At 60.4% G+C, this 11,910-nt stretch carries 11 protein-coding genes and 1 pseudogene; 5 read left to right on the top strand and 7 right to left on the bottom strand.

Features of this window, described 5'->3' with window-relative positions; all coding sequences use genetic code 11:
- Positions 1-87 precede the first annotated feature (87 nt).
- Positions 88-1,602, top strand: coding sequence for an MFS transporter (locus ABXH26_RS05815; RefSeq protein WP_353566098.1), 1,515 nt, complete (start codon positions 88-90; stop codon positions 1,600-1,602).
- Between the two features lie 96 nt (positions 1,603-1,698).
- Here the strand turns inward: ABXH26_RS05815 and ABXH26_RS05810 are convergent, their stop codons facing one another.
- Both ABXH26_RS05810 and ABXH26_RS05805 read right to left on the bottom strand, forming a co-directional pair.
- On the bottom strand, positions 1,699-2,745 hold the full coding sequence (locus ABXH26_RS05810) for an FAD-dependent oxidoreductase (RefSeq protein ID WP_353566097.1): 1,047 nt from the start codon (positions 2,743-2,745) through the stop codon (positions 1,699-1,701).
- Positions 2,708-4,612, bottom strand: a complete 1,905-nt coding sequence (locus tag ABXH26_RS05805) for a hypothetical protein (RefSeq protein WP_353566096.1) — start codon at positions 4,610-4,612, stop codon at positions 2,708-2,710. Before ABXH26_RS05805 ends, ABXH26_RS05810 begins: the two co-directional genes overlap by 38 nt.
- A 784-nt stretch (positions 4,613-5,396) precedes the next feature.
- Between ABXH26_RS05805 and ABXH26_RS05800 the strand changes: the two genes are divergently transcribed.
- Together ABXH26_RS05800 and ABXH26_RS05795 are read left to right on the top strand one after the other, a co-directional pair.
- Positions 5,397-6,443 carry a hypothetical protein gene (locus ABXH26_RS05800; protein ID WP_353566095.1) on the top strand — a complete coding sequence of 349 codons (1,047 nt, stop codon included), beginning with the start codon at positions 5,397-5,399 and terminating at the stop codon, positions 6,441-6,443.
- 28 nt (positions 6,444-6,471) lie between these two features.
- Complete coding sequence (locus tag ABXH26_RS05795; RefSeq protein ID WP_353566094.1) at positions 6,472-7,629, top strand: hypothetical protein; 1,158 nt, start codon at positions 6,472-6,474, stop codon at positions 7,627-7,629.
- 113 nt (positions 7,630-7,742) lie between these two features.
- Here the strand turns inward: ABXH26_RS05795 and ABXH26_RS05790 are convergent, their stop codons facing one another.
- Positions 7,743-7,970, bottom strand: a complete 228-nt coding sequence (locus tag ABXH26_RS05790) for a hypothetical protein (protein WP_353566150.1) — start codon at positions 7,968-7,970, stop codon at positions 7,743-7,745.
- Between ABXH26_RS05790 and ABXH26_RS05785 the strand changes: the two genes are divergently transcribed.
- Positions 7,884-8,462 (top strand): glycosyltransferase family 32 protein, encoded by a 579-nt coding sequence (locus tag ABXH26_RS05785; protein WP_353566093.1) that lies wholly within the window; start codon positions 7,884-7,886, stop codon positions 8,460-8,462. The genes ABXH26_RS05790 and ABXH26_RS05785 overlap by 87 nt on opposite strands.
- 137 nt (positions 8,463-8,599) lie before the next feature.
- Here the strand turns inward: ABXH26_RS05785 and ABXH26_RS05780 are convergent, their stop codons facing one another.
- The gene (locus ABXH26_RS05780) at positions 8,600-9,133 is read right to left on the bottom strand and encodes a hypothetical protein (protein WP_353566092.1); all 534 of its coding nucleotides are present in this window, start codon (positions 9,131-9,133) and stop codon (positions 8,600-8,602) included.
- A pseudogene (locus ABXH26_RS05775) lies at positions 9,115-9,885 on the bottom strand (IS3 family transposase); the annotation flags it as partial. The pseudogene ABXH26_RS05775 and the gene ABXH26_RS05780, both read right to left, overlap by 19 nt.
- Between ABXH26_RS05775 and ABXH26_RS05770 the strand changes: the two are divergent.
- Positions 9,855-10,670, top strand: a complete 816-nt coding sequence (locus ABXH26_RS05770) for an MIP/aquaporin family protein (RefSeq protein ID WP_353566146.1) — start codon at positions 9,855-9,857, stop codon at positions 10,668-10,670. The pseudogene ABXH26_RS05775 and the gene ABXH26_RS05770 overlap by 31 nt on opposite strands.
- 77 nt (positions 10,671-10,747) lie before the next feature.
- Here the strand turns inward: ABXH26_RS05770 and acpS are convergent, their stop codons facing one another.
- Together acpS and ABXH26_RS05760 are read right to left on the bottom strand one after the other, a co-directional pair.
- Entirely contained in the window at positions 10,748-11,131 is a 384-nt protein-coding gene (acpS, locus tag ABXH26_RS05765) for a holo-ACP synthase (protein ID WP_353566091.1), read from the bottom strand.
- A gap of 3 nt (positions 11,132-11,134) precedes the next feature.
- On the bottom strand, positions 11,135-11,875 hold the full coding sequence (locus ABXH26_RS05760) for a pyridoxine 5'-phosphate synthase (protein WP_353566090.1): 741 nt from the start codon (positions 11,873-11,875) through the stop codon (positions 11,135-11,137).
- Between the last annotated feature and the right edge of the window lie 35 nt (positions 11,876-11,910).

Below are 11,910 nucleotides of genomic sequence, written 5' to 3'. Positions count from 1 at the left end.
TCCCGCTCCGGGCAGAAAATGCCGCCTCCCCTGATTTCATGCAGCTTCCCCGGTTGAGTCTGGCAGGTCCCATGCTAACGGCTCGCCGTGGGTTGGTATTCACACACGGATCAGATCGACGAAACCCGTCTTGAAAAGGGCCTCCGGATGCTCGTCGCCGACGGCATCTGCTCGCAAGTCATGGGCGTGCTGACGGGCGGTGCTTTCCTGGTGGCCTTCGCTCTCCAGCTCGGCGCCTCGAACTTCGTGGTCGGCTCGTTCGCCGCGATCATGCCGCTGTGCCAGTTCCTGCAGATCCCCTCGATCTTCCTCATCGAGAAAACCGGCCGCCGCAAGATGCTGGTGGTTCTGCCGGTGATCCTCAGCCGCCTCGCGTGGCTGGTGATCCCCTTCATTCCGTGGATCGTTCCCGCCGGCTTCCAGGTCGAGGCGCTGGTGCTACTGCTTTTCTGGTACTTCGGGATCAGCTCGATCGCCGGATGTTCCTACAATGCGTGGATGCGGGACTTCATTCCGGAAAGCCGTTACGGCGGATTCTTCAGCCATCGTTTCGCCGTGATCACACTGGCCGGCGCCATCCTCACGCTGGTGGCGAGCTTCGCCGTCGCGCCCCTCCAAGTCTGGAGCGGCAGCGAGGTGGTCCCCTACACCGTGATCCTCGGCGTGGGCGGCGCGATCGGCTTGGCCAGCGCGGTGTTCCTTTCCCGCGTCCCGGAGCCCGCACCGGAGCCCGCCGAGCGATCGTCCCCCATCCGCATCCTCGTCGAACCGTTCCGCTCGAAGGATTTCCGCCGACTCCTGAAATTCATGGGGCCGTGGAACCTCGCCATCAACATGGCGGCGGCCTTCTTCGGAGTCTATCTGCTCAAGCGGCTCGAGATGCCGATTTCGACCGTGATGTTCCTCGCCGTCGCCAGCCAACTGGTGAACGTGTTCTTTTTCCGAATCTGGGGTGCCATCGCCGATCGCTGGAACAACCGCGGCGCGCTGGTGGTGGCCGGGCAGTTGTTTTTCCTGAGCCTGCTGCTGTGGCCGTTTACGACCATGCCCGACAAGCATGCCGGCACCCTGCCGATCCTGATCGTGATCCACGTTCTGGTCGGCATCTCGACCGCCGGCGTGAACCTGTGCGCCGGCAATCTCGCCATGCTCAGCGCCCCGCGGGGGAAATCGACGGCCTTCCTGGCGGCCAACGCGGTGGTGGCGGGGATCGCGGCGACCATCGGTCCGTTGCTCGGCGGCTTCCTCGGCGATGCGCTGGCGGACGTGCAGGTGACGCTGGACCTCAGCTTCACGACGCAGGTCGAATCGATCGAGCCCACCGCCGTGCCGGCCATCGTGCTGCGCGGGCTCGATTTCGTGTTCCTCGTGGCGATCGTGATCGGGTTCTACTCCATCCACCGCCTCGCCTATGTGCGGGAGGCCAGCCACAGCGCGGAGCCCCTCGGCATGCCCGCCTTGTTCCAGGAAACCCGCAAGGCGGTCGCGCACGTCTCGAACGTCGCAGGGCTGCGCAAGCTCACCAGCTTCCCCTTCGCCCTGCTGGGGATGAAACCCGCCCCACCGGTGCCCCGCAAAGGAACACAGGCGTCCCGCCTGTGAACCCCCACCGTCCGCCTAACCCTCCCTCTCCCAACCGCTCCATCACCTTCGCCACCCCATCATCCAAAGGAACACAGGCGTCCCGCCTGTGGACCCTTACCGCGCGCTCCACCGTCCACCTCCCAACCGGAGCATCACCTGCGCCACCACATCATCCATATCCAGATACTTGTAAGTTGCCAGCCTCCCCACGAACGTCACGTCCCGCTCCGCCTTCGCCGCCGCCCAATACTTCTGAAACCTCTCCGGGTTTCCCCCGAACGGCTTTGGATACATCCGCACGTTACGGCCATCCCACTCACACGGATACTCCCGCCCGATCACCGTCCGCTTCACCTTCTGGTCGAGCCAGTGCGAGTGATCCACGGCCCGCGTCCACGGATTCACCCGGTTGCATTCATTGATCTGGAAATGCTCTCGCTTCGCCTCCGTGGCGTATTCGAACTTCAGCGACCGGTACTCCAGCGTCCCCAATGACCGCCCGAAGTAGTCATCGATCGATCCGGTGAATACGACGTGGTCCGCCTTCACCTCGCGCCAGTCATCCTCCCCACAACCCAGATGCACCGGAATCCCCTCCAGCATCGCCTCGAACATCCGGGTGAAGCCTTCCCGAGGAATTCCCTGCCAACGGTCCAGATGATACCGACAGTCCCGTCCCTCGCGGCGTTTCGGCACCCGGCCGGTGATCGACGACGGAATCTCTGCCCACGGAATCCCCCAGTGCTTCTCGCTGTAATCCACGAACAGCAGCTCGCGAATCTCCTCCGGAGAAAGATCCCCGACGATTTCCGCCGACACATCATTGAACGGCACCGGAATCACCCCGCGAGGCGTATTCGCCACCACGCAAAAGCCGGTTTCCCGGAAATTCGCAAATCGGTTCATGAACTCCCACACCTCCGGCTTATCGGTGTGAAAGCAGTGCGGCCCATATTGGTGCACCATCACCCCGTCTTGCCAGCGGTCGTAGCAGTTCCCACCCACATGCTCCCGGCTCTCGAACACCTCCACCCGGTGCCCCCGGTCCGCCAGGAAGCGAGCCGCCACCGCACCCGCCAATCCTGATCCCACCACCACCACCTTCATCTCCGTCCTCCTCCTTTCAGAAAGGTTCCACCACCCCGGTTTCCACTCGCTCACCGACGACGGGAAACGGCAGCCCGAAGATATGCAGCCACAGTCGTTCGAACATATAGCCGATCGACCAGTTCTCCGCCGCCAGCCGCCGCATCTCCGGGATGCACTCATGCGGAATTCTCCCCAACCGGTCGTTCTTCACCGCAAACATCGCCCCATACGCGAAGCGCGCCACCGACGCCCGCCAGGCCTCCCGCGCCAGCCCGTGCAGCCCGCACATCTCCAGGAAATGCCCGCTCAGACTCCAGCCTTTCGGCACCTGGTAGTACTCCGCGTGCTCCCGGAACATCCGGTAGCCCATGTCGTCGTCCCGCCAGTTCAGCATCCCCAGCGTCCACGCGCTCACCGGTTCCGTCCTCACCGGAATTCCCGCCACCCACTCGTCATCCTCCAGCCGCTTGAGCACCCTCGGTGGCGTCTCGTTGTCGTCCAGATAGTGCGCCGTCAGCGGCTGCAAGTCCGACCACGCCCCGCGCCGCTCCAGCAGCTCGATGAACCGCGGCTGATGGCTGAATGGATCGCCCTGCGCGAAAACCGTCCACGCCTCGTCCTCATCATGCGCGTGCTTCGCCAGATGATGCAGATACGTGTCCGATTCCCGCCCCACGTTCGGCAGCGCCTCCAGGAGGTCGATCCGTGACAGCGCCGCCTTTCCCCGGATCCTCGGCCCCTTGTTGTAAACCACCACTGTGATCCCCGCCGGCACCCGCCCCAGCCAGTCCAGCTCCTCCATATAGCGCGCCACCACCAGCGTCGCCGGCCGGCTCGCCTCCGCCACCACCGGGAAATGCGCCAGCTTCCCGCGCCCCTTCTCCCGCAGCATCTCGTCCAGCACCTCGCTCCGTGCCGGATTTTCCGCCACCTGCGGCCCCTTCGCCAATTTCTCGTAGAAGTCCGTCACCCCGAAGTAGATCACCTCGCTGCGCGGATTCGCCCAGGTCACATACTCCACATCCAGCGCGAACCAGTGGTTCGGCACCAGGTTTCCCGTCCCGGCCTTCGGAAAAAAGGTCAGCGTCCCCTCGAAGGCCAGCCGCGGATACACTGCCGCCAGCAGGAACCACTCGTCGAATCCGTAGTCCGGCCATTTCGTCCCGAAAACCGGCAGCTCCGTCTCTCCCGACCCGCCGCCCACCCGGCAGTTCGTCGGCATCGTCCCGCGCAGCGTGTGCCACACGAAGGCCCTCAGCAGGCGCTCCACCTCCAGCCCGCCCACCACACCGAAGTGGCAGGCCAGCACCGGCCGGTAGTACCCCGGATGATCCGATTTCCCCTGACCGCCATATACATACGGCACCCGCCAGAATCCGAATCCTCCCTCCGCGACCCTCTCCGTCCGCTCCACGTCATGGATCACCTCCGGCATCCGGTCCGCGTCCGTGATCGTCGCCAGCCGCCCCTTCTCCCCCATCGCCAGAAAACGCCACATCGCCCCCGGATTGTGGCTCAGCGAGGAACCCCGCATCAGCATTACCTCACAACCCGCCCCCACCAGATCCTCGACCAAAAACTCCAAATCCGCCGCCAGATAGACCCTTACCACCACCTCGGGCCGCAACTTCTCCAGAATCCGCGCTCCCTGCAGCAACGGCTTCACATAGCACGTCCACGCCCCCACCCCCTGACTCTCGCCCTCACTCTTGCTCACCATCAACCGCTCCCGCGTCGGCACCTCCAGCGGACCCTCCTCAAGATTCCGGCTTTTCCAGAACAGACTCGTCGCCACCAAATGCCGCCCCTCCCTGGCGTTGAAAACCTTAAGAATCCCAAAGCACTCGTCCAGAAATCCCTGTTCTTCCGGGGAAGCCTCCGAAGCGAAAGCCTCCGCCTGCTCGTCTCCAAATACCGGAAAAAGGTCCGTCCAGCTCATAAGTCGTTCGTGGTTTATGCCAACGAGGCACCCCTCATTTTCAAAAAGAGCTTGCCCCCCCCCCCCCCCGATCCGTGGCAAGACAAAAGTGAGCTTTAAAAATCGCTCGCCCCTGATATGAATGCTCCTAATGAAAACCACCCGCATCCGTTCTCCCGGAGGACCTTTCTCAAGACTTCGTCACTGGCTGCGGGATCCTTTGTTGTTCTATCGCGCGGAATTGCGCTCGCTGGTGACACCGGCTCAAACCGACCGAAAGCCGGCAGTGTTTGGATCACGGTGTATTTGGATTCCGTCGGAGAATGGACACTTGATCCAAACGAAGCAGGCGGACACCCAAGCACTGGCCAACCTGCTGCTCCGAGTCCATTCCCTGCTGAGGGTGCAGAGCATGTCGATCAGTCCGCAGTTAGTTGGAGCACGACAGAACCCTGCGGGGCTTCCGATCCGAAAGTTCCAACCGCGTGGACGGCCGAAACACTAGGCAGCCCGTTCTACAAGCAGGAACTGATTCCTGGCTCAAACCCTCCGCGATATATAAAGTCCTATTCTCAGAAATTCATTCTACAGGTAACTTCTTGGGGATAGCGTTAGGAGTTTTCTCTGCTACATGTTTTCGATCGAACTACACCTTCTTTCCTAGAGACCCATGAGGGGAGCAATGTCACCTCGAGTTCTATTAGTAATAGCCATTGCCGCAGCCGCGGTCGTGGCTGTCTCGTTTATCGTTCTGCAAACCGCGCCCCAGCAGAGCCAAAGTCGCGACGGGAGGGCAGACTCGCAGATGAGGCCTACCCACTCAGACTCTTCATATGATCTCCTGCAAGATCACCATCTATCGAAGGAGGACAAGATCCATCAAGTCCTTGCGGAGAGCGAAGCCGGCGACATCGACAAGGCTGGCAAACTCGAACGTCTGGTAGGGCAATTCAGAGCCCTTGCGAACCAAGCATCGGGCGTTGATTTAGACTTCAAACGGCTCGAATTCTTGAACCGAACGGTGGCCGGATTGTCGAGCGATGAAATTCGTGACTTGGCGGATCTCCTCAAGGACGACTTCAATCAAGATAACATCAGCCTCTTATCAAGAACCTGCCTGTTCGCCTACGACAGCCTGAGCCCGCCGAGTGATGCAGTAAATTCAGCATTTCTGAATTGGATCCGAGAACAAGAAAACCCGGTGTTCCGTTCTTCACTGATCTACGAGTTCGCCACAAATACCCAAGCATTGGGAACTGAAGAACTTGCTGCTATATTCGAGGTTTTCAGTGATTCGGCCACCAAAGATCGATATGCCGCCTCAGTCGCAACCGCATCGGCAGCCGAGCCTTTCGAACAGATCCATGACGCGTTTCCCTTTCTCATAAAAGAATCGGGTGAAGGGCAGCAAATGGCTTCCGCAATTCTCGAAATCAACTTCCCGATTGATTACGATTTCGATTCTCTGGTCCACGCAGCAGGCCACAGCACGCCTTTATTGAGCGCAGTTCTTAACAAATGGACATCTGCCAACCCCGAAGCCGCCGCGGCCTCAGTAATTGAAATCGATGAAAAAGTTTTGGATCCGGCGTTTGAAGCACTAATACACCAATCTCCGGAAACCGCTGGAACCCTCGTCGGAGTGCTAAGCAAACGAGGATCCAGTGATGCTCGAACCACTAGCCTAATCGAACGGATTGCATCGGACGATCCGGAAGCTCTTTGGAGCGTCATCCCATCAATCTCCGATCCTTCAACCCAAGAAGAAATTGCTGCTACGGTTTACTCCCACTGGGCAACAAAAGACAAAGAAAAGGCTGACGAGGCCTGGACCAATCTTTTCTCACGCTAGATTCGCCAGTTAAAAAAAGGCTCGGGTTATGGGTTTGAAGATGAAAACAAATTTGCTTCCACTCGCACTTGTCATGCTCGCGGGAATATTGCTTCTCTTGCGGGCGGGCAAACGCGATGAGTCTAAGACCTACTCCTCCACCGTTCCCAATGAAGTTCAGCGACGGTCGTTCGTTCGCCCGGAACCGAGCACCGACTACCGGCCTCACACTCCAGCGGGCAACAAGGTATTGTCTGATTATTTGGCAACTGCACAAGAAATCCTGGCAAGAATGCGTGCGGACGTATCCAAATCCGGATCTCCGTCCAGAGAAGATTACAAATCCCTGCTAAGAATTATCGCTAAACTTTCCGACTCTGAGCTACGCGAAGTGGCTGAAGAACTTGCAGCCTCCGAGAACTCACGTTTAGTCGGCATAATCGCACCCAGCCTCCTAAACCGCATCTTCCTATCTGACATTGAAACAAGCGATATTTGCGATTGGATAGGCGGTCTCAAAAACGCCACAGCTCGCAACTATTTCCTGCAGATTACTGGAGCCGCACTTCCCGCCCTCCGAGCGATAGATCCGCACCAACTAGCCGAACGTTTCGAAGAACCAGATGACAGAAAATCAATACTAGAGGGATACGTTTCGTCGATTGTAAAGGAGTCGCCGTTGCGAGCACTACGCTTCCTCCTTTCCAATATCCCATCAGATTCAAATCAAGATTCGATTGGTAAGATATTGGTAATTCTTCCAGAGAAGACGGATTTCCCAGAGGTTATTCGATTCCTACTTGAATCCGATTACAGCGGCGCCAAGGAATCGACGGCTGATGCACTTAAAACGTGGGCGCGCTATGACCCAAAGTCCGCCTGTGAGTTTGCGTTTGCTGAGACTCGCATCTCGAATGGCTATCTGAGGATGATTGCCGACAGTTGGGTCCACTCGAACCCACGGGATTTTTTGGCGTGGATCCAGAACCTTCCTGCCGGGGATAAACGAGATGAAGCCGCTGCCAGTTTTTCCATCGCTCGGGGGGAAATGGGTTCCGAAGAAGCATGGCAAGTCGCCACGACAATTGATGACCCAGATCTTCGCCTAAAGACACTTGAGGCCGTATACGGACAATGGAAACGGCACGCGGAGACCAGAGCGAACCACGCAATGCAAACCTTTATCAAAGCACAGGACGCTAGGTAGATCTTTGACTGGCGTTATTGACGCTTCCAAACTATTATCAAACCTTTTTGCGAATCACCTTTGTGGAACCCAGAAACATGTGCCAATTCCGTAGGCTGGTTCACCAAGTCTGGCTAGGGGAGGCACCCTTCCCACCTACAGCCCTCAATTGGCGTCGCGACCTTCAGAACTTTCACCCCGACTGGATCTACCGCCTCTGGACCGATGCCGACCTCGCTGCACTTGAGCCTCGCCTCCTCTGCCCCCACCTCGTCATGGATCCGGAACTCGGCTTCGGCATCCGTTGCGATGTCCTTCGCTTCGAGCTGATTCGTCTCTTCGGAGGCCTTTACCTCGATCATGACATGGAGGTTCTCCAGCCTCTCGACGAGCTGATCCTCGACGACTGCCTCCACATCGGCCTGTCTTTCAACAGCGTCGATGCCGTCTCCACCGCGATCTTCGGCTCTCCCGCCGGTCACCCCTTCTGGGACTTCCACCTTGGCCGCCTGCGGGAAAGCGTCCCGCCGCAGCGACCCGACAACCCGTGGGATGTCCTCCAGCTGACCGGCTACAAGGCCTTGGCCTCAGCCCTCCATGAATGGCTCCAGGGCAACTACCTCGCCCGGGAACTGAGCCGCCCGGACGGTTTCGTAGCCGGCTGGCTCTTCGAACACTGCGACCTGGTCCTCTGGTCCCGCGAGGCCGTCCACCCCTATCATGTCGGCGAACTCGCCTTCGAGGACTTTCGCCGCGAGAACTTCCCGAATGCCTACGCCGCCCACCACTGGCAGGGCGAATGGTTCGCCGAGCATGCGGAAGCGATCGCCCTCAAGAACGGCTCCGCCCCATAATTGCTCTCCCCACAGGCACCGTCATGGGATCGTTCCGTCGGTCCTCGCTCCCTCCCTGACGACACAACCTTTTTCGTGTATTCGGTGTATTCCGTGGTCCCAAAACCCCGCCACCGACCACGCACCCTGCCCGATTGCTAAAACGCGCACTCATCCTCACCCCCGTGACCGCGCACGAACACCATCTCGCTCGCCGGGTTCGCCCAGGTCACATACTCGATGTCGAGTGCGAGCAGCAGCGAGCGCGCATCCGTCGGCACGAAGGACAGCACCCCTGATTCCGCGAGCCTCGGATAGGCCGCGACCGCCAGGAACCACTCGTCAAACCCTCGTTCCGGCCACTCGCCATTGAACATGGGATATTCACCCAGCGTGGGCAGCCGGGCTTTCGTCTCCAGGTATCCTTTCAAAACGTGCCAGGTGAAGACCTTCAACAGCCGCGCCACCGGCAATCCGCCCACAACCCCGAACTGACATCCGAAAACCGGTTTGTAGTCGATAGTCTTGTTCGAATCCAGTCCGATGCAAATCGGCACTCGCCAGATTCCCAAACCGGCATCGGCCATCGCCCGTGTCCTCTCCAGATCCACCGCCGCGTCCGCATCCGGTCCGTGTAGTGCTCCCCCGGAAGTTGGACAGCCTTTCTTCTTATTCAGGCTGCGGATTTGCATAGGTCTTGGTTTCGTTGATTTGGAATTTGATAGCTGAGGGCCTGATGGGGCCGTGTGTGGTTGTAGTGGTGGATGAATTTCGCGAGGGCGACACGCGCCTCGGCGATCGAGGTGAATCGGTTGCACCAGCAAAACTCCTCTTTGAAGGTCTTGATGAAACGCTCGCAGAGGCCGTTTTGCTTGGGCGTGTAAGGGGTGATGTATTCCTGCTTCAAGCCATAGTCCCGGACGACGGCTCGGAATCGCCTGGAGCCGAAAACCAGCCCGTTGTCGTGCCGCAGGAGCATTCCTTGCGGCGCACTTCGGAGAGTGCCGAATCGAGCGAGGAGGGCTTCTTCCAAGGCCCTTTCCGCGGTCTTCGCCTTTCCGGTAAGTTCCAGCGCGTGGCCAAGGACCTCCCGGGTGCAGCAATCGATGACCGGGACGAAGACACACCAACCGTCCTCTCCGCAGAAGATATTGCCGAGATCAGTGGCCCAGCGCTGAATGGGAGACTCGGTGATCGAAATATTGGTTTCTACCCGTGGTCTGCTGCCGGCGAGGCGCTGGTGCAGTGTCCAGCCCTTGAGCTTCATGATCCTGTGGACCTTCTTGCGGTTGACCAGGGTGCCTTCCACAAAGCGCAGGCGGCTCCACGTGCCACGGACGCCGAGGAAGGGCTCGGTCTCATGGATGACCTTGATCCGCGCGGCGAGTTCTTCGTCGATGGCGCGGGGTTGGGATTGTTTCGGCTCATAGTAGGCGGTGGAACGGGGTAGCCCGAACCAGGGGCTGCGGTAGTGTCGCTGCGGCCGTTCTCACGGGGGCGCAGGTGGGGCTGTTTCAAGTGGCCATCGTGTGGGGCATCGGAATCGCGCTGGCCATCCACCTCACCGCCTCGCTCTCGGGTGCGCACCTCAATCCCGCCGTCACCCTCGCCATGGCTGCCTTTGGTGGCTTTGAAAAACGCCTCGTGCCGGGATATCTGCTCATCCAGCTCGTCGCGGCCTTCACGGCGGCGGCCGTCCTTCCCCTCTTGTTCGGGTCGGCGCTCCAGACCTTCGAGACCACCCACGGCCTGATCCGCGGCGAACCCGGCAGCGAGGCTTCTGCGATGATCTACGGCGAGTTTTTCCCTAACCCCGGCGGCAAGGCGCTCGACCAAGTCACGCGCGAATCGCTGCCGCTATGGCGCGCCTGCCTCGTCGAGATGACCGGCACCGCCATCCTGCTGGTCGCCATCTGCGGCCTCACGGATGAATCGAACAAGGGCCACTCGCCCGTCCTCACCGCGGCGGGCATCGGCCTTACCGTCACCATCCTGATCTCGCTGCTGGCCCCGCTCACCCAAGGCGCCTTCAACCCCGCCCGCGACCTCGGCCCGAGAGTCTTTTCGTCGCTGGCAGGCTGGAAATCCCTGCCATTTACATTCAACGGTCAGGGCTGGTGGCTGGTGTACATCCTCGGCCCGATGCTTGGCGGGATGATCGGCGCGGCGGCGCATCGCTACCTCCTCGCTCCGGCATATCGCCGGGCTTCGGCGCCCGCGGAAGCATGAGTTCGCTTTCTGGACAAAGCGCGATCCGCCTCGCCTCAGCGAAACTCCACCCCCTTCGCCTTTAGGAATTTCCCGGCCTATTCCGTGAACGCCATCGCCTTGGCCACGGCGTAGTCGCGGGCGTGGCTGAGGCTGATCTTGATCTCGGAAATGCCGGACTTTTCCGCGAAAGCGGCGCCAGCGCCGGCGAGGAGGATCTCCGGCGCCCCGCCCTCTCGACGCACCACTTCCACATCCAGCCAGCCCAGCTCGGCCCCGATGCCCGTGCCGAAGGCTTTCGACACCGCCTCCTTGGCGGCGAAGCGCGCGGCAACGTGAACGGCCGGCCTTTTCTGCGCCAGGCAGTAAGCCTGCTCGCGCTCGGTCAGGATCTTGTGCAGGAATCGCTCGCCATGCCGCCCGAGGGTTTCCTCGATGCGGTGGATCTCGATGATGTCGATCCCGATGCCGAACACCTGCATGGCCTATTCCGGATAGGAGGCCATCGCCTCCTTCATCTCGCGCACCGCCGCCTCCATCCCCACCCGCATGGCGCGGGAGACGATGGAGTGCCCGATGTTCAGCTCCGCCAGATGCGGCACGGTGAACAGCCTACTAAGGTTGACGTAGTTGATGCCGTGGCCGGCGTTGACCTGCAGGTCCATGCCTTTTCCCATGCGGGCGGCGGTGATGAGCCGCTCGACCTCTCCCATCACGGCATCGCCTTCCGCATTCGCGAAACCACCGGTGTGCAGCTCGATCATCTGGCCGCCGCACTCGGCCGAGGCCTCGACCTGGTGGCCGTCGGGATCGATGAAAAGCGAGACCTTGATGCCGGCCTCGCGCAGGCTGGCGACGCAGCGTTTCACCTCGTCCATGCGACCTGCCACGTCGAGCCCGCCCTCGGTAGTGACCTCCTCGCGGGTTTCCGGAACGAGGCACACGAAGTCCGGCTTCAACTCGAGCGCCAGCCTGAGCATCGGCTCGGTGACGCCCATCTCGAGATTGAGCGGCAGCGGGCATTCGCGCCGGATCTCGAAGGCATCCCTTTCCTGCATGTGCCGCCGGTCGGCACGGACGTGGATCGTGATCGAGTCCGCGCCGCCCGCCATGGCATCCAGCGAGGCCTCCAGCGGCGACGGCTCGGCATTCGGCGAGTCCGGCAGCAGAGCATACCGCGCCTGCCGCAGCGTCGCCACGTGGTCCACATTTACTCCCAGCAACATGACCGCGAGTCTCGCTGAAAACTTGAACCTGAAAA

Source organism: Haloferula sargassicola (assembly GCF_040362925.1).
Taxonomy (GTDB): domain Bacteria; phylum Verrucomicrobiota; class Verrucomicrobiia; order Verrucomicrobiales; family Akkermansiaceae; genus Haloferula; species Haloferula sargassicola.
This window is presented reverse-complemented; position numbering and strand designations above follow the sequence as displayed.

Bases quoted from the DNA above. Each gene is read 5' to 3' on its own strand.
- ABXH26_RS05805 (WP_353566096.1), bottom strand. From the start codon at position 4,612: ATGAGCTGGACGGACCTTTTTCCGGTATTTGGAGACGAGCAGGCGGAG.
- ABXH26_RS05800 (WP_353566095.1), top strand. From the start codon at position 5,397: ATGAGGCCTACCCACTCAGACTCTTCATATGATCTCCTGCAAGATCAC.
- ABXH26_RS05795 (WP_353566094.1), top strand. From the start codon at position 6,472: ATGGGTTTGAAGATGAAAACAAATTTGCTTCCACTCGCACTTGTCATG.
- ABXH26_RS05785 (WP_353566093.1), top strand. From the start codon at position 7,884: ATGGATCCGGAACTCGGCTTCGGCATCCGTTGCGATGTCCTTCGCTTC.
- ABXH26_RS05790 (WP_353566150.1), bottom strand. From the start codon at position 7,970: ATGATCGAGGTAAAGGCCTCCGAAGAGACGAATCAGCTCGAAGCGAAG.
- ABXH26_RS05780 (WP_353566092.1), bottom strand. From the start codon at position 9,133: ATGCAAATCCGCAGCCTGAATAAGAAGAAAGGCTGTCCAACTTCCGGG.
- acpS (WP_353566091.1), bottom strand. From the start codon at position 11,131: ATGCAGGTGTTCGGCATCGGGATCGACATCATCGAGATCCACCGCATC.
- ABXH26_RS05760 (WP_353566090.1), bottom strand. From the start codon at position 11,875: ATGTTGCTGGGAGTAAATGTGGACCACGTGGCGACGCTGCGGCAGGCG.